This is a genomic window from Duganella sp. FT27W (genome assembly GCF_009295655.1).
Classification (GTDB): Bacteria; Pseudomonadota; Gammaproteobacteria; order Burkholderiales; family Burkholderiaceae_D; genus Rugamonas; species Rugamonas zoogloeoides.
In genome coordinates, this window is the sequence record NZ_WHIV01000008.1 from 1 (window position 1) to 20,444 (window position 20,444).

Below are 20,444 nucleotides of genomic sequence, written 5' to 3' on the forward strand. Positions count from 1 at the left end.
CGCCAGCGTTCAATCTGAGCCAGGATCAAACTCTTCAGTTTAATCTCTGTTTATTTGCTACTTTCGTAGCACCCTTATTGCTAAGGGGTCGCTCACTCAAAATACTGACAGGCCACTATTTTCATAGCGCCTATTTCATTACTTTTTGTGAACATTTGATATGTTAAGTATCACAGCGACTAGCGCTGTGTGCACTTTCATCAAACGTCCACACTTATCGACTGTTAATTTTTAAAGAACTTATTCGGTACTGCGTTGCCAACAAAGCGTTTTGTCTGTCAGCGAAGAAGCGAGATTATGGAGTGTTTCTTTTATCTCGTCAACTTTCTTTTTTCTCGTTTCACTCTGTGTTTGACACAGTGTTCTGCGAGGGACAGAACTATATCGCAGAGTATCCGGACTGGCAAGGGGGTAGCCATTATTCTCTGTGATATCGTAGCAACGGTTCTCTCTTCCTTATATAAACAAGAATATGTTCATTCCTGCTATTTCCCCCACTGCCGATGATGCCCTGTCGGACCTGCTCGATCAGGCCATTAATAACAAGACCAAGCCACTGGGCAGCCTGGGCGTGCTGGAATCGCTGGCGAAACAGCTGGGACTGATCCAGAGCACGCGCGACATCGCCGTGCGCTCACCCGCCATCCTGGTGTTCGCTGCCGACCATGGCGTGGTGGCGGAAGGCATTTCCGCCTATCCGCAGGACGTGACGTGGCAAATGGTGGAAAACTTCCTGGCAGGCGGCGCGGCCATCAATGTCTTTGCTGAACAAAACAACTGCGCGTTGCAAGTGATCGACGCCGGCGTCAACCACGCCTTCGGTCCGCGTGACGGCCTGGTCGACCGCAAGCTGGCCAATGGCACCCACAATTTTGCCCAGGAGCCGGCCATGAGCCGCGCCACCTGCCACGCCGCGCTGGCCGCCGGCATGGCGCTGGCTGCTGAACTGGAAGGCAATGTGGTCGGCTTCGGTGAAATGGGTATCGGTAATACCACGGCGGCGGCGGCCCTGATGCACAAGCTCACTGGCATCCCGGTTGCTCAATGCGTGGGCGCCGGCACCGGTCTGTCGCCCGAAGGCGTGCTGCACAAGCAGCGCGTGATCGAAGCGGCAGTGGCCCGCCATGCCTCGATCAATGAGCCGCTCGACGTGCTGGCCACGTTCGGCGGCCTGGAAATCGCCATGATGGCTGGCGCCATGCTCAAGGCGGCAGCGCAGCGCAGGGTGCTGCTGATCGACGGCTTCATCGTCACCAGCGCGCTGCTGGTGGCCGCACGGCTGCAACCGGCCATCCTCGACTACTGCGTGTTCGCCCACTGCTCCGACGAACAAGGCCACCGGCAGATGCTGGCGGCGCTCGATGCCAAGCCGCTGCTCGCGCTGGGCCTGCGCCTGGGCGAAGGCACCGGCTGCGCACTGGCGCTGCCGCTGCTGCACGCGGCCGTCAATTTCCTCAACCGCATGGCCACGTTCGAATCGGCGCAAGTCAGTGCCAAGGCGGATTAATCCATGCACCAGCTCCGCCTGTTCTTCACCGCCCTGCAGTTTTTTACCCGGCTGCCGATCCCGCGCTGGGTAGGATTCGATCCGGCGTGGCTAAACCAGGCGTCGCGCTACTTTCCGCTGGTCGGCGTGGTGGTGGCGCTGATCACGGGCGCCGTGTACGCGGTAGCGTTCAAGCTGTTCCCGCCGGCGATTGCCGCCATTTTATCCACGGCAGCCGGTATCTATGTCACCGGCGCGTTTCATGAGGACGGCTTTGCCGATACCTGCGATGGTTTCGGTGGCGGCATGACCGGAGAACGGGTGCTCGAGATCATGAAGGATTCGCGCATCGGCGCCTATGGCGCGATCGGTATCTTCTGCCTGCTGCTGCTCAAGTGCGCGACCCTGACCATGCTGCCGCCGTACGGCGCAATTGCCGCCCTGCTGTTCGCGCACCCGTTGTCGCGCCTGATGGCCACGGCGCTGATCTGGCGCCTCGACTACGCACGCGCCGAGGGCAAGGCCAAGCCGCTGGCGCAGAAAATGGCGACGCCGGAATTTGCCATTGCCGCCGTGACCGCGCTGGCGCCGGCGCTGCTGCTGATCTGGCTGAACTGGCTGTCGTGGACCATGCTGCTGTCCGGCGTGGCGTGCGCGCTGGTGGCCACCATCTGGCTGGCCCGCAAATTCGTGCGCCGCATCGGCGGCTACACGGGTGATTGCCTGGGCGCCGTGCAGCAGGTGACGGAAGTGATGTTCTACCTGTGCGTGCTGGCCGGCCTGCACGCCAGCGGCCAGTTCTTCTAGCACCATGCGGCTGATCCTGATCCGCCACCCGCAGCCCGACGTCGCGCCGGGCGTGTGCTACGGCCGCACCGACCTGGCAGTGGCGCCCGGACACCTGGAGCAGGCCGTCGCCGCATTGCTGCCTCAGGTACCGGCCGGCCTGCCGCTGTATTCCAGCCCTTTGCGACGCTGCGCGGCGCTGGCGATGCGCCTGGCGCCCGCCCCCGTGTTCGATGCGCGGCTGATGGAAATGGATTTTGGCGACTGGGAGATGCAGCCATGGGACAGCATTCCCCGCGCAGGCGTGGACGCCTGGACCGCCGACCTGGCCAACTACCGCCCCGGCAATGGCGAGAGCGTACTGCAGATGGCCGAACGCGTTGCCACCTTCTATTCCGACTTGCAGCGCCAGCTCGATGACAGCACAGACGGCGCAGCGATCGTGGTCTGCCACGCCGGCACCATGCGGTTGCTGGCCGCCTGTCACGCCGGCCTGGCGCCGCTGGCAATGGCGCTGCAAGCGGCCAGCGCGCCCCACCGTCTGCCATATGGCGAAGCGCTGATCCTGCCGCACCGCGCCACCAGGTAAGCGCGCGGTCATGGCTCGATGGCTGCCGAGCCGCTCTTGCCCACCATCCGTCCTATCCTGGTCGCCACGCCTTGCGCCAACGGCTTTATCGGGCGCGCGCGGAACTACGCGGCACAAAGCCGTATAATGCCCGGGTTTTGGTGCCCGCGCGTCCGTCCGGATGCGCAGTTAAACGGGAAACACGAAGCCCTCTCGACCGGGCCAGCGTGTGCTGCCCCCGCAACGGTCAACAAGCGTCGCCGCTGGCGACACCCCAGTCCTGACAACCACTGTGCGCTGCATGGGAAGGTGGACTGGCCGCTTGTCAGCCCGGATACCGGCCAAACCTGGTGGAAGCACACGAGCCGGCGCACGCGCCGCCGCACGCTTCTGTTCAATCTGGCCTGCGGGATGCTGGCCGGTTGCCCTTTACAGAAATAGCAATCATGATCCTTCGCTTCACCCCGGCGCTGCCCCTGCCCACCTCCGCCTTCGCTTTTGTCCTGGCCACCTGCCACGCCCACGCAGAACCTGCATCCACGGTACTGGTCACGGCCACGCGCACGCCGCAAGCGCTGGCCGACGTTATCAGCGACAGCACCACCATCGATGCCGAACAGATCGCCCGGGCGGGCGCCGGCTCCATCGTCGACCTGCTCAAGCGCCAGCGCGGCATCGAGGTCACGCGCAACGGCGGCGCAGGCAGTTCGTCGAACGTCTATATACGCGGCGCCAACAGCAACCAGAGCATCGTGCTGGTCGATGGCGTGCGCATCGGCTCATCGACCACGGGCGCCGCCAACTGGAGCGCGATTCCGCTCACCGCCATCGACCGCATCGAAATCGTCTATGGCCCCTTGAGCTCCCTGTACGGCGCCGACGCCATCGGCGGCGTGATCCAGATCTTTACCAAAAAGGGCCAGGGCACGCCGGCCGTCACCGGTTTCGCCGGCTACGGCAGCGATAACACGCGCGAAGCCGATGCCACGATTGCCGGCAGTACGGGCGGTGAGCACAGCTTCAGCTACGCCATCAGCGCCGGCAAGGAAAAGTCGGATGGCTACTCCACCGCCCGTCCCGGCCTGTCCTCGTACAATCCGGACGACGACGGCTACGACAAGGAAAACGTCTCCGGCCAATTCGGCCTGCAACTGGCCAAGGGCTTGGAAGCAGGCGCGCTGTTCCTGCATAGCCGCCTCGATGCGCAGTACGATTCGGGCGTGTCCAGCTACGACACGCGCAGCGAAAACACTATCGACACCGCCAGCGTATTCGCCAGGGCGCAGCTGCTGCCATCGTGGCGCAGCCTGCTGCATTATTCCGAAACCCGCGACAAGGGCGCCAATTACACCAGCGCCACCGCTGCCGGCTACACCCGCATCGACACCAAGCAAAGCTTCATCACCTGGCAAAACGACGTGACGATCGGCGCCGACACGCTGCAACTGCTGTACGAGCATCGCAAGGAAGAAGTGGACACCAACGGCGCGGCCGCCATGAACCGCGACCGCAACACCAATTCGTTCGCGGCGTCGTACAACGCCCGCCGTGGCGCGCACCTGCTCAGCGCCAGCGCACGGCGCGACAATTCGGTTTACGGTAACAAGAACACCGGCGCCATCGGCTATGGCTACCAGTTCACCCGGGCGCTGCGCGCCACCGCCAGCTATGGCACCAGCTTCCGCGCGCCGACGTACAACGAGTTGTACTTCCCGAACTACGGCAACGCCGGCAACCGGCCGGAAAAAGGCCGCAACGCCGAAGTGGGACTGCGCTACGACGACGGTGTCAACGCGATGAGCGCCGGCTACTACCGCAACCGCCTGACCGACATGCTGGTCAACACCAATCCGTGCCCGTTCGGTGGCGGCTACACCAGCGGCTGCGCCTACAACGTCAACCGCGCCACGCTGGAAGGCATCACGCTGTCGGCCGCAACACGCGTGATGGGCGTCAACCTGGGCGCCAACGCCGACCTGCAAGACCCGCAGGACGACACCACCGGCAAACGCCTGATCCGCCGCGCCAAGCGCCACGCCAACATCACCGCCGATTACGGCGCCGGCGCCCTGAAAGCGGGCGTGGAAGTGGAGCTGTCGAGCGCCCGCTTCGAAAACGCCGCCAACACCGTCCGCCTGGGCGGCTACGGCCTGGTAAACCTGTACGCCAAGTATGCGTTCACCCGCGACTGGTCCGCTCTGGTACGCTGGAACAACGTGGCCGATAAACAGTACGACCTGGCCCGCTACTACAATACCCCGGGCGCCAAGGTCTTTGCCGGCATCCGTTACGGCTACAAGTAAACCTTAACGAAAGCTGGTATGGCTGATTTTTCCCGCAATCTGCAGCAGCGCGCCGCCATGGTGTTGGGCGGCCTGGCGCTGTTCGCACTGGCGGGATTGGTGTTTTCGGGGATGACCGGATCGGTCGCGGTGCCGCTTGCCGATATGCCGGCCGCGATAGCCGATCTGCTGCATGGCGAGAAGTCGACCTTGGCCGCCACCCTGCTCGACCTGCGCGTGCATCGTGCACTCACCGCTTTCATCACCGGTGCAGCGCTGTCGCTGGCGGGCGTGATGATGCAGGCCTTGCTGCGCAACCCGCTGGCCGATCCTTATGTACTGGGCATCTCTGCCGGCGCTTCGGTCGGCGCGCTGGCGGCATTGATGTTCATGTGCGCGGCGTGGATGGTCGATGCGGCAGCCTTCGGCGGCGCGGTGGCCGTCTCCATGATGCTGTACCTGCTGGCGCGGCGCGATTTGCGCGGCGGGTCCGCTGCCGATGGCGGCACCGCTTTGCTGCTGCTCACCGGCGTAATCCTGTCCTCGGCCTGCATGGCGCTGGTGACACTGATGCTCTCGATCGCGCCCGACAGCCGCCTGCGCAGCATGGTGTTCTGGATGATCGGCGATATGGCCGGCGCGCCGCTGCGCTGGATGCCGTGCGTGGTGCTGGTGGCCGCGCTGCTCTTCGCAGTAAAAAATGCGCGCGCCATGAACGTAATGGCTCTGCACGCGGAAGCCGCCGCCACGCTGGGCATCCGCGTGGGCGCGCTGCGCAAGGGACTGTTTTTCGTTTCGGGCCTGCTTACCGCCAGCGCGGTTACCACCGCCGGCAGCATCGGCTTCGTGGGGCTGATCGTACCGCACGCGTGCCGCTTCGCGGTCGGTCCCGACCACCGCCTCCTGATTCCCGCCGCCACCCTCGCCGGCGGCACCTACCTGATGCTGGCCGATACGCTGGCGCGCACCATCATCGCGCCGGAACAGCTGCCCGTTGGCGTGATCACCGCGCTGGTGGGCGCGCCGGTGTTCCTGTACCAGCTGCACCGGCTGCGCAAGTGACTGCCATGATGATCAGCACCCATCAACTATCCCTGAACATCGGCCAGCGTAAGCTGATCGCCAACCTCGACTGGCAGGTGCGCGTTGGCGAATGCTGGAGCGTGATCGGCCGCAACGGCGCCGGCAAAAGCACCCTGCTGCGCACCCTGGCCGGTTTGCGCCCACCCGACGCCGGCACCGTATCGATCCGCGCGCGCGCCTTAAACGACTGGCCGCTGGCAGAACTGGCGCGCCAGCGCGCCTTCCTGGCGCAAAGCCGCAGCGACGCTTTCGCCTACACCGTGATCGAAACCGTGCTCTCGGCGCGCCACCCGTACCATGACCACCGCTACTGGGAAGGCAGCGACGATCACGCCATCGCACTTGCCGCCCTGGCATCGATGGAAGTGGCCGACCTGGCTCGCCGCGACGTGCGTACCCTATCGGGCGGCGAGCGCCAGCGGGTGGCGATTGCGGCCATGCTGGCGCAGGACACGCCGCTGCTGCTGCTCGACGAACCGGCCAATGCGCTCGACCTGGCGCACCAGGTGAGCGTGATGACGCAGCTGGCGCGCCTGTGCCGCGAGCAGGGCAAGACCGTCGTCATGATCGGCCACGACCTGACCCTGGCGCACAGCGTCTCCACCCACGCGCTGCTGCTGCGCGGCGACGGCCGCTGGCTGGCCGGCGCCAGGGAGGACGTGATGCGCGCCGATATCCTGGGCGACTACCTGGGCCACCCGATAGAAATCATCCGCCACGGCCAACGCAGCATCTTCATCCCTTCCGAGGAGACACCATGACCGAACAGACCAACACTCTTGATACCGGCGACGCCGCCCTGAACGAGCGCCATCGCGTGCGCATGGAGCGCAAGAAAGCCATCATCGATGCCCAGATCGCGTCCGCCAACAAGCAGATCGGCATCATCATCGTCAACACCGGCAACGGCAAGGGCAAGAGCTCGAGCGCGTTCGGCATGGTGGCGCGCGCGCTGGGCCACAACATGAAGGTCGGCGTGGTGCAGTTCATCAAGGGTGCGATGGCCACCGGCGAAGAACAGTTCCTGCGCCGCTTCCCGGAAGAAGTAAGCTTCCACACCATGGGCGAAGGCTACACCTGGGAGACCCAGAACCGCGAACGCGACATCGAAAAAGCCACGCTGGCATGGGAACAGGCCAAGCGCTTCCTCGACGACCCCGCGTATGGTCTTGTCGTGCTCGACGAACTCAATATCGCCCTCAAGTACCGCTACCTCGACGTGGAAATGGTCATCAACGACCTGCTGGCGCGCCCGCAAATGCAGCACGTGGTGATCACCGGCCGCGGCGCGCCGCCGGAGCTGATCGCGATTGCCGACACGGTCACCGACATGACGGTTGTAAAACACGCGTTCAAGGCCGGCATCGCCGCCCAGCTGGGTACCGAGTGGTGAATTACCTCGACGTGAAAGTGGTGATGGTGGCGGCGGTATCGTCCGGCCAGGGCAAGACCACCTGCACCGCCGCGCTGGCGCGCAAGCTGGTCAAGCTGGGCCGCCGCGTGCGCGTGTTCAAGTGCGGCCCCGACTTCATCGATCCGATGCTGCTCGAACGCGCCACCGGTGCGCCAGTGCGCACGCTCGATCTGTGGATGGTGGGGCTCGAACAATGCCGCAGCCAGCTGGCGCAGGCCGCGCAAGAGGCGGACGTGATCCTGATCGAAGGCGTGATGGGCTTATATGACGGCACACCATCGTCGGCCGATGTCGCGCGTACCTTCGGCGTGCCGGTACTGGCTGTAATCGACGCCTCCGCCATGGCGCAGACGGCCGGCGCTATCGTGATGGGCCTGCGCGACTACGGTCCGGTGCAGATGGCTGGCGTGATCGCCAACCGCATCGCCAGCGAAAACCACGGCAAGATGGTGGCCGCGTCGCTGCGCGACATTCCGCTGTTTGCCACCATGCCGCGCCAGCAGGTGTCACTGCCGGAACGCCACCTGGGACTGGTGGTCCCCGGCGAAATCCATAATCTCGACGCCCTGCTCGACCAACTGGCCGATCAGCTGATGTTCGACGAGGCGGCGTGGGAAGCCCTGGCGCCGGTACGCATCGAGATTCCGCCAGCGCCAGCAACACCCCTGCAAGCAACGCCACTGCGCGGCACGACGATTGCGATTGCCCGCGACGCCGCCTTCATGTTTTTATACCCCGCCAACCTGGACCTGCTGCGCGCACTGGGCGCCGAGCTGACCTTCTTCTCGCCGCTGGCCGACGAACCGGTGCCAACCGAGGCCCACGCGGTGCTCCTGCCCGGCGGCTACCCCGAACTGCACGCGCCGGCGTTGAGCGCAGCTGCCACCTGGCGCGCCTCGATCCGCGCAGCGCACGTCGCCGGCACGCCCATCGTGGCCGAATGCGGCGGCATGATGGCGCTGGCCGATACCCTCGCCGACCAGCAGGGGCAAGCATGGCCGATGGCCGGCCTGCTGCCGGGTGCTGTGGCGATGCAGCCACGCCTGGCCGGCCTGGGACCGCAGGGACTGTCCACCGACGACGGCATTCTGCGCGGGCACACCTTTCATTATTCAAAACTGACAACCACAGTGGCGCCAGCCGCGCATACAATCAAGCACCCCTCCGCAATCCAGGGTGAAGCCTGGTATCGCGTTGGCTCATTGACCGCTTCGTATTTTCACGCATATTACCCATCCAACCCGGCGGCGGCAGCTGCCTTGTTCATGAGGAGACACGGATGACACGTACACTGGTTCTGGGAGGCGCGCGCTCGGGCAAGAGCGCTTACGCCGAACGCCTGGCCATCGAGTCCGGCAAGGAAGTCGTTTATATCGCCACCGCCACGGCCGGCGACGCCGAAATGGCAGCGCGCATCGCCCACCACAAGGGCAGCCGCCCCGGCGAATGGACCACGGTGGAAGAACCGCTGGCACTGGGCAACCAGCTGCTGCGCTGGTCGTCGCCCGAACGCCTGATCCTGGTCGATTGCCTCACGCTCTGGCTGAGCAACCTGCTGTTCTCGAGCGGCCAGGAATACCCGGACGTGGGCGAAATCACGCTGCCCGCGCTGTTCCACGAACAGCACGACATGCTGGCCAGCGCGCTGACCAAGTGCAGCAGCGATATCGTGCTGGTGTCGAACGAGGTAGGCCTGGGCATCATGCCGTTCGGCGCCATCTCGCGCTGCTTCCTCGACGAGCAGGGCCGCCTCAATCAATCGGTGGCCGCCATTTGCGACCGCGCGGTGTTCGTCGCCGCCGGCCTGCCGCTGGTCCTGAAGGGATGATCGCTGGGTTGACCTTTGCCGCCATCGCGGTGCTGATGGTCGCCGGTGTGCTGCTGGACCTGCTGCTGGGCGAAGCACGCCGCTGGCATCCGCTGGTGGGCTTCGGCAACCTGGCGATCGGGCTGGAACGCCGGCTCAATCGCGGCACCGGCAAGGCGCGCTTCCGGCGCGGCGTGCTGGCGTGGATGCTGGCGGTGCTGCCTGCCACCGCGCTGGCCGCGCTGCTGGTGTGGGCAGCTGCCACGGTGAGTTTCTGGCTGGCGGCCGCAGTGCACGCGGCCATGCTGTACGTGTGCCTCGGCTTGCGCAGCCTGCGCGAACACAACCTCCCCATCGCCCACGCACTGGCGCAAAACGATTTGCCGCAGGCGCGCTATCTCACCTCGCGCATCGTCAGCCGCGATACCAGCAGCGCCAGCGAAGTGGAACTCACGCGCGCCAGCGCCGAATCGCTGCTGGAAAACGGCAACGACGCGGTATTCGCCACCCTGTTCTGGTTTATCGTCGGCGGCGGCCCGGGCGCGGTCATGTTCCGCATGGCGAACACACTCGACGCCATGTGGGGCTACCGCACCGAGCGCCTGCTGCGCTTCGGCTGCGCCGCCGCGCGCATTGACGATGCCTTCAATTACCTGCCCGCGCGCCTGACCGCTTTGTCGTACGTGGTGCTGGCGCCCGGCCTGGCCGCCAAGCGGCGCGCCTGGCAATGCTGGCGCGCGCAGGCGCCGCTGTGGGACAGCCCCAACGCCGGCCCGGTCATGGCCAGCGGCGCCGGCTCGCTTGGCGTGCAACTGGGCGGCGCAGCCATTTATCACGGCCAGCTTGAAGAACGCCCGGTGCTCGGCGCCGGCGTTCCCGCCACCGGTGTCGATATCCGCCGCGCGTGGAAGCTGGTTACGCACACCACCGCGCTGTGGCTGATTGCCGGCCTGGCGCTGGCGTTTTTGCTGGAACTGCTGGAGGTGCTCCATGCTTGAACACGGCGGCAATCTGCGCGACGCCACGCTGCGCTTCGGCCGCTCCGACTGGCTCGACCTGTCCACCGGCCTCAATCCGCGCTGGTACCCGGCGCCCGCGCTGCCCGGCAACGCGTGGCACCGCCTGCCTGAAGCATCGCCCGAACTGGCCGCAGCAGCGCAAGCATGCTACGGCGCGCCGCTGATGCTGCCGGTGGCCGGCACCCAGGCCGCGATCCAGGCCCTGCCCCGGCTGCGCGGACCTTCGCGCGTGACGGTGGCGGCGCCTTCGTATGCCGAACACGCGCACCACTGGCATGGCCACGGCCACACGCTGACCCAAACCCCGTATGCGGAACTCGATGCGGCCATTGCCCGCAGCGACGTGGTGGTGGTCTGCAATCCGAACAATCCCACCGGCGCCACCGTGCCCGCTGCGCAGTTGCTGGCGTGGGCGCAGCAGCTGGCTGCACGCGGCGGCTGGCTGGTGGTCGATGAAGCATTCGGCGACACCGCGCAGCACAACAGCGTGGCCGCGCACAGCGGCCAGCCGGGATTGATCGTGCTGCGCTCTGTCGGAAAATTCTTCGGACTGGCCGGCATCCGGCTTGGCTTCGTGGCTGCCCACGCCGACCTGCTGCGGGACCTGGCCGATCTGCTCGGCCCCTGGACCATCAGCGGTCCCGCCCAGCACATCGCGCTCGCCGCCTTGCACGACCGGGCCTGGCAAGCCGACACCCACGCCTACCTGCACGCGGAGGGCGCGCGCCTGGCCGCGCTGCTCGCCAGCCACGGCATCGCCTCAACCGGCACGCCACTGTTCCAGTGGTGGGCCGAACCGCAACCGGAAGCGTTCTGGCAGCACATGGCCGAACGTGGCGTGTGGGTGCGGCTGTTCCGCGAGGCCGCGCGCGGCATCCGCCTGGGACTGCCGCCCGACGAAGCAGGCTGGCGGCGCCTGGAATCCGCATTGAAAGAATGGACCGACAAATGAAACGCATCACATCCCTGGCGCTGCTGTCGCTGGCCGCCATCTCGATAACCGCCAACGCCGCCATCACCGTGCGCGACGACGACGGCAACGTCATCACCCTGGCCAAGCCGGCCCAGCGCATCGTCGCCATGTCGCCGCACGTGACCGAGTTGCTGTTCGCGGCCGGCGGCGGCGAGCGCATCGTCGGCGCCGTCACCTATAGCGACTACCCGGAAGCGGCCAAGAAGATTCCGCGCATAGGCACCAACCGGCAAATCGACATGGAGCGCGTGATCGCCATGAAGCCGGACCTGATCGTGGCGTGGATGCACGGCAGCTCCGAGCGCCAGATCGACACCCTGCGCCAGCTGGGCATACCGATCTTCCACAGCGAACCCTTGAAACTCGACGGCATCGCCGACAACGTCCAGCGCCTGGGCCAGTTGCTCGGCACGGAAAACGTGGCGCAACCGGCAGCCGCGCAAATCCGCGCGCAGTTTGCCGCGCTGGCGAAACAGTATGCCAGCCGGCCGCCGGTGCGCATGTTTTACCAGGTGTGGGACAAGCCGCTGTATACCCTGAGCAGCGGCTCGATCGTTACCGACGCCATGCGCGTGTGCGGCGGCGTCAACATCTTTGCCGACCTGAAGGTGACAGCGCCGGTGGTCAGCATCGAAGGCGTGCTGCAAGCCGATCCCGAAGCGATCTTCGGCACCGCCGAAAAGGACTACGGCGGCGTCACGCTGTGGAAGCAGTACACCACCATGAAGGCGGTCCGCAACGGCAACCTGTTTACGCTCGACGGCGAACTGCTCAACCGCGCCGGCCCGCGCATGGTGGACGGCACCCGCGCCATGTGCGAGATGCTGGAGCAGGCGCGCCAGCGACGGAAGAACTGATGGCGTTTCCTTACACGACCCTGATGGTGCAAGGCACCACGTCCGACGCCGGCAAAAGCACCGTGGTGGCGGCGCTGTGCCGGCTGCTCAAGCGCGACGGCGTGCGCGTGGCGCCGTTCAAGCCGCAAAACATGGCGCTCAACAGCGCGGTGACGGCCGACGGCGGCGAAATTGGCCGCGCCCAGGCGCTGCAGGCGGTTGCCGCCGGCGTGGCGGCGCACACCGACATGAACCCGGTGCTATTAAAACCTTCGAGCGATATCGGCGCGCAAGTGATCATCCACGGCCAGGTACGCGCCGAGATGAATGCGCGCGACTACCACCGCTACAAAACGGTGGCGATGGAAGCCGTACTGGAATCGCACCAGCGCCTGCTGGCGCAATACGATTGCGTGATGGTCGAAGGCGCCGGCAGCCCGGCTGAAATCAACCTGCGTTCGCGCGACATCGCCAACATGGGTTTTGCCGAGAAGGTCGATTGCCCGGTGATCCTGGTGGCCGATATCGACCGCGGTGGCGTATTTGCCCACCTGGTGGGCACCTTGTCGTGCCTGTCGGAGAGCGAGCGAGCGCGCACCATCGGTTTCGTGATCAACCGCTTCAGGGGCGACATCAAGCTGCTCGAACCGGGCCTGGAATGGCTGGAACAGCAAACCGGCAAACCGGTGCTGGCGGTGCTGCCGTATTTGCATGGCCTGTTCCTAGATGCGGAGGATGCGGTGCAGGCGGTGCAGGCCTCGACCGGCGCGTTCCGCGTGGTGGTTCCGAGCCTGCCGCGCATGAGCAACCACACCGACTTCGACGCGCTGCGCGCGCACCCGGACGTCGATCTGCGCTTCGTGCGCCAGGGCGAGCCGATTCCGCCAGCGGATTTGATCATCCTCCCGGGCAGCAAGAACACGCGCGGCGACCTGGCGTGGCTGCACACGCAAGGCTGGCCCGCCGCCATCGCGCGCCACCTCCGCTACGGCGGCAAGGTGATCGGCGTGTGCGGCGGTTTCCAGATGCTGGGTACCAGCGTGCTTGATCCCCTCGGCATGGAGGGCCATGCCGGCGCTTCACCGGCCCTGGGCCTGCTCGACATGTCCACCGAAATGACGCCGCACAAGCGGCTGGTGCAAGTGCATGGCCGTTGCGCTTTCAACGACGACGGCGCACCAGTGACGGGCTACGAGATCCACATGGGCACCTCGACCGGCGCCGCGCTGACCCGCCCGGCGTTCAGCATCGACGGCCGGCCCGAAGGCGCGGTGTCCGCCGACGGCCAGATTCTCGGCACCTATTTGCACGGCCTGTTCGACACGCCGCAGGCATGCAGCGCACTGCTGCGCTGGGCGGGACTCGATACACAGAACACGGTCGATACGGCCGCCCTGCGCGAGGCCAGCCTGGAACGCATCGCCGACGCCACTCAGCCGCTGTACGATGCGCTGAAGGCACTCACCACGCTCAAGGCGGCGCAGTAAGTCACACCGCCAGGCATTCCTCGAGCTTGCGGTTGCCGGGACCGGCCAGGGTGCGCAGACTGCGCTCCACCGCCGCCGTGTACTCGTGCTTTTGCACGGTATCGACGAAGCGGAAATCGCAGCGCACCTGCTCATGGCTGGCGGTAACCACCAGGTAACCGCGCTTGCTGGTCTCGGCGTAGTACAGCGGCGCGATCATGTCGGTCATCATGGCCGCCACGTCGTCCGGGTTGCGGCCCCGGTGGCCGCCTTCCATACCGGGCGACGTCACGCCCGGGGTGGCGAATTCCACGCCCACCTGGCGGCCGCTGGCGTCCAGCAGGTCGCTGGCCCACGCGTTATGGGTGTCGCCGGCCAGCACCACCACGTTCTTGCGGTGCCGCTCCATGATGGCGAACAGCCGTTCGCGCTCGCTCTGGTAGCCGTCCCATGAATCGAGGTAGCACGGCAGCGACGGCGATGCGAGCCAGCGCAGTTCGCGGTCGGTCACGCTCGCGGGGTCGAGCGTCGCGCGGCGCCTGGCCGCCACGTAATCAGTGCTCGAACATTCACCCAGCACCACCGCCTGCGGATACTCCATGCGCGCCATCAGCACCTGTTGCCCCAGCACCTGCCAGCGCGCGGTCGATTGCTCCACCTGCCGGTCGAGCCATGCCATCTGCTCGGCGCCCATCATCTGCCGGCGCGGCGAATACAGGTCGCTGCGGTACCTGGCCTCGTCGAACTGCTTGTTGGCGTCGAAGTACGAGGACATCATCAGTTGCTGGTCGCGGCCGATCACACGGGTATCGAGCATGTGCAACGAGACGATGCCGCCGAAGTCGAACGAGCGGTATATCTTGTCAAGCGCCGAGGGATCGGGGGTGCGGATCGGCATCCACTCGTGGTAGGCGGTGGCCGCCGCCAGCTTGCGCAGCTTGAACGGACCGTAGGTGCTGGTCTTGTGGTCGAGCGAGCCGTCGCGCCAGGTGTCGTCGGCGATTTCGTGGTCGTCCCACACGGCGATGAACGGCATGGCCGCATGCACCGCCTGCAGATCGGCATCGCTGCGGTACTGGGCATAGCGGCGACGGTAGTCTTCGAGGCGCAGCAGCACGTCGCGCGGCTCGGACACGCGGTCGAGCTGTTTGCCCTGCTCGGCGCCGTAACCGCTGCTTTCGTACTCGTAGATATAGTCACCCAGGTGCAGCGCGGCGTCGATGTCGCCCTGGAGCGCGGCATCGGCATACACGTTGAAAAAGCCGAACGGGTAGTTCGAGCACGAGAACACCGCCAGCTTTACTTGCCGTACATCGGTGCGCGGCAGCGTCCTGGTGCGGCCCACCGTGGATTTCGCGGCGCCGGACTCGAACTGGTAATGGTACACATGGCCCGGCAACAGGCCGGCAGCGTCCACCTTGACGGTGTAGTCCTGGTGCGCGGATGTGGTCACACTGCCCGAGGCGACCACCGAGCGCATGGCGGCGTCGGTGGCCAGTTGCCAGCGCACGGCGATGTCGCCGCCGCCATTGTCCTGGCCCGGCGTTACACGCGTCCACAGGATCACGCGGTCGTTCAAGGGGTCGCCGCTGGCCACGCCGTGGGCAAAGCGCAGCGGGCCGACATTGTCGGCGTTGTCACCATGGCTGGCGGTACTGGTGCAGGCCGCGAGCGCAGTGCCCAGCAGCGCGGTGCCTGCCACCTGGCGCATAAAACCGCGCCGTCCCGGAATTGGCGGTTGGTAGTGCATCTGGCCTCCTCGATATGGTTGCACGCACCATAGCGCTTGCGCGTGACCGCATCATGACGGCACCTCTCCCGCATGCCCGGTGACCTGCTTTGCGCATTTATGGGAAAATCGGCAGATGGATACTACCGCTCAAAACTCCGCACCACCGCCCGGGCCATCCGCCGCCGAAGTAGCCGCCAAGCGCTACCTGCCCTGGGTGGTAGCCACCGCCCTGTTCATGGAGCAGCTGGACTCCACCATCGTCAACACCGCCATCCCCAGCATGGCGGAAAGCCTGCAAGTGACGCCGCTGAGCCTCAAGGCGGTAGTCACCAGCTATGTGCTCAGCCTCGCGGTGGCGATTCCCGTCAGCGGCTGGATGGCCGACCGCTTCGGTACCCGGCGCGTGTTCATGAGCGCCATCACCATTTTTACGATTGCCTCGATCCTGTGCGGCCTGTCGGTCAATTCGCCGATGCTGGTGGCGTCACGGCTGCTGCAAGGTTTTGGCGCGGCGATGATGATGCCGGTCGGGCGCCTGGCCATCGTGCGCACCTTCCCCAAGTCCGAGCTGCTGGCGGCGATGAACTTCGTGATCATCCCGGCGCTGATCGGGCCCCTGCTTGGTCCCACGGTGGGCGGCTTGATCGTGCACTGGATGACGTGGCGCGAGATTTTCTTCGTCAACGTCCCGGTGGGCATCGCCGCGCTGTACCTGGCCAACAAGCACATGCCCGACTATCGCAGCGAGGATGCGCGGCCGCTCGACTTCATCGGCCTGGTGTTGTTCGGTACCGGTGTAGCGCTGTTGTCATGGCTGCTCGAGGTGTTCGGCGAACACCGGCTCGATGTGACGTCGATGTCGGTGCTGCTGTTTATCGCCTGCTCGCTGCTGGCCGCCTATGTGTGGCACGCGCGCGAAGCGGCGTACCCGCTGCTGCGCATCGCCCTGTTCAAGGTGCGCACCTTCCGCGTCTCGGTCATGGGTGGCTTTATCACCCGCATCGGTGTCGGCGGGCTGCCGTTCCTGCTGCCGTTGCTGTACCAGTTGGGACTGGGCCTGCCGGCCTGGCAATCGGGCCTGTTGATGATGCCGTCGGCGGCGGCGGCCATGTTCATGAAGTTCATCTCGGCGCGGGTGCTGGCGCGCTTCGGCTACCGCCAGGTGCTTACCGTGAACACGGTGCTGATCGGGATTACCATCAGCCTGTTCTCGTTCGTCCAGCAAGGCACGCCGATCTACGTGATCGTGATGATCAGCCTGTGCCTGGGCTTTTTCAATTCGCTGCAGTTTTCGAGCATGAACACCATCGCCTACGCCGACGTGGAAGGTAACGACAGCAGCATGGCCAGCACCATCGCCAGCTCGATGCAGCAGTTGTCGGTGAGTTTCGGCCTGGCGGCCGGTTCGCTGATCACGGGCTGGTATCTCGGCGACGTGCCGCAATCGAACCGCATCGCGCTCACCTCGGCGCTGCATTACGCCTTCCTCACGCTGGCCGTCATGACCATCCTGTCGTCGATCACGTTCTGGTCGCTGCGCAAGAGCGACGGCGAGAGTATCAGCAAGGGCAGGGTAAAGGAGACTTAACGTTTTCTGAGCAGGAATTCATGGTGGCAGGCCAGGCAGCGTATGCGCACGCTGCCCGCCAGCAGCCGCATCCACCAGGCGCGCGGAATGCGCCGGGTCCAGTCCGACCCGCAACGGGTGCACGTGTACAGCGGCGCCGCCGGCATCAGCGCAGTGGCCGCACGATCAGGCGGTTCACGTAGGGGTCCAGCAGCAGCGGGCCGTCGTACGGTTCCGGCGCATACTGGTAGGCATAGCTGGGCAGCAGCGAGTACTGGATCTGCAGCATCAGCCGTGGCACGCGGTGCGGCGCCGTGCCCTTGTGGATGCCGGCCGTATCGACCGCAAAGCAAAAGCCGCGCGTGCCGGTGGCCGTGAGCAGCTGTTCGGCGCCATAGTTGGCGGAGATTTCGTCATCGCTGTAAAAGCGCAGCCGCACCGGCGCTTGCGTCAGGTGGCTGCCGTGCAAATACACGTGCGGTCCGGCGTCGTGATCGACATCGGTCAGGTACACCAGCACCTTCACATAGCGCCAATCCTCCGAGTCGCGATGAAACGCCTGTAAATCGCTGGCGTCCCCCGCCACCGGAAACGACCAGCGCAAACCCAGCGCCGAGATGGTGGGTTTGCAGCGCATATAGCGCGCGGCCAGGCCCAGCAGCGGCGCGCTGTTGGCGAGCGCCAGGATGTGCGGGCAGGCGATCACGTCGCTCAGGTGGTAATCGGCCACGCGCACGCCTTGCGGTGCCTGCGCCAGCGCGAACAGCGCGCGTTCACGGTCGCGATCGGTCAGCATTTTGTCTTGCAGGTAGGTGCGGATGGCATCGCACTGCACGCTGCTGAGCAGGTTGCCAAGCGGCGCGTAGCCGCTCTGGCTGAGGTTGGCCAGAGCGGCAGCCTCCACGGCGCTGGCGGCGTGCAGTTCGCGCCCGCTGCCATGACGCAGGCGCAGCGCACCGGTCAGGGTGCGCACCACCAACCGGCGCAGCGCCGGTCGCGTGACCAGGCGCTGGCTGTAATACAGCAGGCTGTGTAACGGGGCAAAGCGGCGACCGGGGGTCAGCTGCGCATATTCCATGAAGAAATCCTTCCAGGGTTATCCCTGAGAAGGTAGCAATCCGCTGTGCCGCTGCCTTGATGTGGGCTAAGAATCAGGCCCACAAGGAGATAAGGCGTCTCTTATCTCTTGCCGGTGCAGACGCCTAGAACGACGTCAGCGCCTTGGTGAACTTGATCAGCCACAGGCGGCTTGGGCGCTCGAGGTCGGTACCGCGCGCAACGCGGATGGTGTTGCCGGGCGCGCAACCGGCAGCGCTGCTGGCGATGATGGCGCCGCTGGCATCGACATTGCACTTGGTAACGTCGGCATCTTCGATCACCGCGCCAGCAGCATTGAACACCTTGGTTTTCATGCCGAAGTCGTTGTCGTTGACCAGGGCCAGGGTGTTGCCGTCCACAATCGTCAAACCTTCGGCCTTTTCGGCCAGCCAGCCGATCGCGTTCAAGTCCAGCAACACGGTTTTCTTCATGGTGACCACCGATTTCCAGTCGGCGCCGTTGACGGCCGCGCCGCCCATGCTGCTTTTTTCCAGGTCGGACGTGGTGGCGTTGTAAGCCGTGGCCGAAATATCGGTAGCAGCACCGATTTCCACCAGCATCAGCTTGTTGAATACGTTGCCGCCAGGCGCAGCGCCCTGCTCGATCACGATGAACTTGCCGTTACCCAGCGCGACCACGTCGCCGAGCTTGGCATTGCCGGTGCGGCCATCCTGGTAATCGGCAGCGTCCAGAGGATACGCGTACATCTTGCCCGAGGCGCCCGTCGTCGGATCGAATTCGGTCCAGCGCGTGAAGCGCGCAAAACGTTCGACCGCTTCGCTTTTGCCGGTCACCGTGTAGAGGGTATTGCCGTCAGTAAGCGGGCTTTGCAGGAAACCGTGCAGTTTGTCGGTGCTGGTATCGAGCGCCATGCCTTCCATGCCGCGATTGGCGCGGCGCTTGGCGAAAATGGCCGGCAAGCCGGTGCCCGGCGCATATTTGTTGAGGATGACGCCGGTAGCCGGATCGATTTTCTCGATAAACGGACCATATTCATCGGATATCCACAGCACGTTGCGCTTCTTGTCGAACACGATCGCTTCGGAGTCGAGCCCGCCGGCGTTGAAGGTGGCCTTGCTGGTGGCGTCATATTTCATCGCATCCATCACCGGCAGCTCGGACGTGTAGCCCACGGTGCCCGGCGCCACCGGCAAGCCCGACGTGGCAACCGTTGCCGAGACCTTGATCGGCGTGGACGAGGTCAGCACCGCGCCCGACTTGCCCACCGTGATCACCCCAAACGAGGGCGCAAAACTCGGCGACGGGAAAATTTTGCTGCCAGTCACGCCGGTGCCGCTCAATGCAGGCAGATTGGGGCCATCGCCGTTGGGGCCGCGATCGGTCAGGCCATAGAACTCGAGGTCGCCATTGGCGTTGGTCCCCTTGAAGGCCAAAGCCGAACCGTACGATGGCAGGAAGCCGAGCGGGAATTCTTCCTTGACCTTGGCGTTGCTGCCTTCGTAGGGAATGTAGAACTTGCTGTCGGCCTGGACCTGGTAGCGGGTGACAGTGACGGCCACGTCGCCCAGGGTATTTTTCTGGGTGAAGGTTTCGTTCACCGGCGTACCGCGCCTGGACGCGAGCGTGTCTTCGAAATGTTCGCGCACCAGCGCGCGGCGGCTTTCATCCACGCTGCGCACGGCATATTTGGCGCCGGCCTTGGCCAGGGTGGCGCTCAGGTTGGTATTGAAAGCGGAGGCGGCGGCGTTGAAATCGACGGCCTGGGCGGCCAGCGCGGTCTTGGCTTCGGCGGTCAGCTTGATGCCGTTCGACGGATCGTTGTCATCGTCGAGCAATTGCAGGGCCAGCAGTCGGTTGATCACTTTGGCGTCCTTGATATCGACCACGCGGGCCAGTTCCAGCGGAGTGACCGTGGACGCACACAAGGTGCTGCCCAGGGCGATGCCGCCAATACTGAAGCTGACGGTGTCGCCAGCATAGCAGGTGAACTCGCCCTTGGCGTTGGTGACCGCCTTCGGTGCGGCGCCGGCGACATAATCGAGGTTTTCGACCACGCCATCGAGGAACACACCGGTCATGGCCGGATTGACGGGCGCCACCGCATCGTGGTCGTTGCTACCACAGCCTGCCAGAACCGAGATTACCGCGAGCGACACCAGGGAAAGACGCATCATGCTGAACCACCTCTTATTAGGAAAGAGACAAGTTTAGCGGCCATAAGTGACAAGAATATGACCTACAAATGCGAAAAACCCCGCCAGGATCACCTGACGGGGTTTTTCTATATAACTAGCCTGACGATAACCTACTTTCACACTGGTTGCAGCACTATCATCGGCGCAAAGTCGTTTCACGGTCCTGTTCGG

Annotated in this window: 17 protein-coding genes and 1 riboswitch; of the genes, 14 read left to right on the forward strand and 3 right to left on the reverse strand. The window is 65.0% G+C overall.

The genetic code is table 11. From position 1 onward, the window contains the following. Positions 1-472 precede the first annotated feature (472 nt). The 13 genes from cobT to F8197_RS27945 all read left to right on the forward strand — a co-directional run bounded on the left by cobT (position 473) and on the right by F8197_RS27945 (position 13,741). Positions 473-1,507 (forward strand): nicotinate-nucleotide--dimethylbenzimidazole phosphoribosyltransferase, encoded by a 1,035-nt coding sequence (gene cobT / locus F8197_RS27885; RefSeq protein ID WP_152885312.1) that lies wholly within the window; start codon positions 473-475, stop codon positions 1,505-1,507. Between the two features lie 3 nt (positions 1,508-1,510). Beyond that, complete coding sequence (locus F8197_RS27890; RefSeq protein WP_152885314.1) at positions 1,511-2,293, forward strand: adenosylcobinamide-GDP ribazoletransferase; 783 nt, start codon at positions 1,511-1,513, stop codon at positions 2,291-2,293. Positions 2,294-2,297: 4 nt separating this feature from the next. Continuing rightward, complete coding sequence (locus F8197_RS27895) at positions 2,298-2,861, forward strand: histidine phosphatase family protein (protein ID WP_152885316.1); 564 nt, start codon at positions 2,298-2,300, stop codon at positions 2,859-2,861. A 121-nt stretch (positions 2,862-2,982) separates the two neighbouring features. Continuing rightward, a riboswitch (cobalamin riboswitch) is annotated at positions 2,983-3,201 on the forward strand. 85 nt (positions 3,202-3,286) lie between these two features. After that, a complete protein-coding gene (locus F8197_RS27900) occupies positions 3,287-5,143 on the forward strand; it encodes a TonB-dependent receptor domain-containing protein (protein WP_152885317.1) in 1,857 nt (618 codons plus the stop codon). An 18-nt stretch (positions 5,144-5,161) separates the two neighbouring features. Further along, complete coding sequence (locus tag F8197_RS27905; protein ID WP_152885319.1) at positions 5,162-6,184, forward strand: iron ABC transporter permease; 1,023 nt, start codon at positions 5,162-5,164, stop codon at positions 6,182-6,184. 8 nt (positions 6,185-6,192) lie between these two features. Next, positions 6,193-6,966 (forward strand): ABC transporter ATP-binding protein, encoded by a 774-nt coding sequence (locus F8197_RS27910; protein ID WP_152885335.1) that lies wholly within the window; start codon positions 6,193-6,195, stop codon positions 6,964-6,966. Next, complete coding sequence (cobO, locus tag F8197_RS27915; RefSeq protein WP_152885321.1) at positions 6,963-7,598, forward strand: cob(I)yrinic acid a,c-diamide adenosyltransferase; 636 nt, start codon at positions 6,963-6,965, stop codon at positions 7,596-7,598. The genes F8197_RS27910 and cobO overlap by 4 nt, the downstream gene beginning before the upstream one ends. A gap of 23 nt (positions 7,599-7,621) precedes the next feature. Continuing rightward, a complete protein-coding gene (locus F8197_RS27920) occupies positions 7,622-8,902 on the forward strand; it encodes a cobyrinate a,c-diamide synthase (RefSeq protein WP_152885337.1) in 1,281 nt (426 codons plus the stop codon). Further along, positions 8,899-9,447 carry a bifunctional adenosylcobinamide kinase/adenosylcobinamide-phosphate guanylyltransferase gene (gene cobU, locus F8197_RS27925; protein WP_019924913.1) on the forward strand — a complete coding sequence of 183 codons (549 nt, stop codon included), beginning with the start codon at positions 8,899-8,901 and terminating at the stop codon, positions 9,445-9,447. The genes F8197_RS27920 and cobU overlap by 4 nt, the downstream gene beginning before the upstream one ends. After that, positions 9,444-10,424: an adenosylcobinamide-phosphate synthase CbiB gene (cbiB, locus tag F8197_RS27930; protein ID WP_152885323.1), complete on the forward strand. Its 981-nt coding sequence runs from the start codon at positions 9,444-9,446 to the stop codon at positions 10,422-10,424. The genes cobU and cbiB overlap by 4 nt, the downstream gene beginning before the upstream one ends. Further along, positions 10,417-11,397, forward strand: a complete 981-nt coding sequence (cobD, locus tag F8197_RS27935) for a threonine-phosphate decarboxylase CobD (RefSeq protein WP_152885325.1) — start codon at positions 10,417-10,419, stop codon at positions 11,395-11,397. Before cbiB ends, cobD begins: the two co-directional genes overlap by 8 nt. Further along, complete coding sequence (locus tag F8197_RS27940; protein ID WP_152885327.1) at positions 11,394-12,275, forward strand: cobalamin-binding protein; 882 nt, start codon at positions 11,394-11,396, stop codon at positions 12,273-12,275. Before cobD ends, F8197_RS27940 begins: the two co-directional genes overlap by 4 nt. Beyond that, complete coding sequence (locus tag F8197_RS27945; RefSeq protein ID WP_193333589.1) at positions 12,275-13,741, forward strand: cobyric acid synthase; 1,467 nt, start codon at positions 12,275-12,277, stop codon at positions 13,739-13,741. The genes F8197_RS27940 and F8197_RS27945 overlap by 1 nt, the downstream gene beginning before the upstream one ends. Position 13,742: 1 nt before the next feature. Here the strand turns inward: F8197_RS27945 and F8197_RS27950 are convergent, their stop codons facing one another. Continuing rightward, positions 13,743-15,470, reverse strand: a complete 1,728-nt coding sequence (locus F8197_RS27950) for an alkaline phosphatase (RefSeq protein ID WP_227012454.1) — start codon at positions 15,468-15,470, stop codon at positions 13,743-13,745. A gap of 115 nt (positions 15,471-15,585) precedes the next feature. Here F8197_RS27950 and F8197_RS27955 point away from each other — a divergent pair, with 115 nt between their 5' ends. Beyond that, positions 15,586-17,040 (forward strand): DHA2 family efflux MFS transporter permease subunit, encoded by a 1,455-nt coding sequence (locus F8197_RS27955; protein ID WP_152885329.1) that lies wholly within the window; start codon positions 15,586-15,588, stop codon positions 17,038-17,040. A gap of 145 nt (positions 17,041-17,185) precedes the next feature. Here F8197_RS27955 and F8197_RS27960 read toward each other — a convergent pair whose 3' ends face one another. After that, on the reverse strand, positions 17,186-18,097 hold the full coding sequence (locus F8197_RS27960) for a phytanoyl-CoA dioxygenase family protein (protein WP_152885331.1): 912 nt from the start codon (positions 18,095-18,097) through the stop codon (positions 17,186-17,188). Positions 18,098-18,221: 124 nt separating this feature from the next. After that, positions 18,222-20,252, reverse strand: coding sequence for an esterase-like activity of phytase family protein (locus tag F8197_RS27965; RefSeq protein WP_152885333.1), 2,031 nt, complete (start codon positions 20,250-20,252; stop codon positions 18,222-18,224). Between the last annotated feature and the right edge of the window lie 192 nt (positions 20,253-20,444).

Excerpts from the sequence above, each read along its gene's own strand:
- F8197_RS27895 (WP_152885316.1), top strand. The coding sequence starts at position 2,298 with ATGCGGCTGATCCTGATCCGCCACCCGCAGCCCGACGTCGCGCCGGGC.
- F8197_RS27950 (WP_227012454.1), bottom strand. The coding sequence starts at position 15,470 with ATGCACTACCAACCGCCAATTCCGGGACGGCGCGGTTTTATGCGCCAG.
- F8197_RS27955 (WP_152885329.1), top strand. The coding sequence starts at position 15,586 with ATGGATACTACCGCTCAAAACTCCGCACCACCGCCCGGGCCATCCGCC.
- F8197_RS27900 (WP_152885317.1), top strand. The coding sequence starts at position 3,287 with ATGATCCTTCGCTTCACCCCGGCGCTGCCCCTGCCCACCTCCGCCTTC.
- F8197_RS27945 (WP_193333589.1), top strand. The coding sequence starts at position 12,275 with ATGGCGTTTCCTTACACGACCCTGATGGTGCAAGGCACCACGTCCGAC.
- F8197_RS27890 (WP_152885314.1), top strand. The coding sequence starts at position 1,511 with ATGCACCAGCTCCGCCTGTTCTTCACCGCCCTGCAGTTTTTTACCCGG.
- F8197_RS27940 (WP_152885327.1), top strand. The coding sequence starts at position 11,394 with ATGAAACGCATCACATCCCTGGCGCTGCTGTCGCTGGCCGCCATCTCG.
- F8197_RS27910 (WP_152885335.1), top strand. The coding sequence starts at position 6,193 with ATGATCAGCACCCATCAACTATCCCTGAACATCGGCCAGCGTAAGCTG.
- F8197_RS27920 (WP_152885337.1), top strand. The coding sequence starts at position 7,622 with ATGGTGGCGGCGGTATCGTCCGGCCAGGGCAAGACCACCTGCACCGCC.
- F8197_RS27905 (WP_152885319.1), top strand. The coding sequence starts at position 5,162 with ATGGCTGATTTTTCCCGCAATCTGCAGCAGCGCGCCGCCATGGTGTTG.
- F8197_RS27960 (WP_152885331.1), bottom strand. The coding sequence starts at position 18,097 with ATGGAATATGCGCAGCTGACCCCCGGTCGCCGCTTTGCCCCGTTACAC.
- cobO (WP_152885321.1), top strand. The coding sequence starts at position 6,963 with ATGACCGAACAGACCAACACTCTTGATACCGGCGACGCCGCCCTGAAC.
- cobT (WP_152885312.1), top strand. The coding sequence starts at position 473 with ATGTTCATTCCTGCTATTTCCCCCACTGCCGATGATGCCCTGTCGGAC.
- cbiB (WP_152885323.1), top strand. The coding sequence starts at position 9,444 with ATGATCGCTGGGTTGACCTTTGCCGCCATCGCGGTGCTGATGGTCGCC.
- cobD (WP_152885325.1), top strand. The coding sequence starts at position 10,417 with ATGCTTGAACACGGCGGCAATCTGCGCGACGCCACGCTGCGCTTCGGC.
- F8197_RS27965 (WP_152885333.1), bottom strand. The coding sequence starts at position 20,252 with ATGATGCGTCTTTCCCTGGTGTCGCTCGCGGTAATCTCGGTTCTGGCA.
- cobU (WP_019924913.1), top strand. The coding sequence starts at position 8,899 with ATGACACGTACACTGGTTCTGGGAGGCGCGCGCTCGGGCAAGAGCGCT.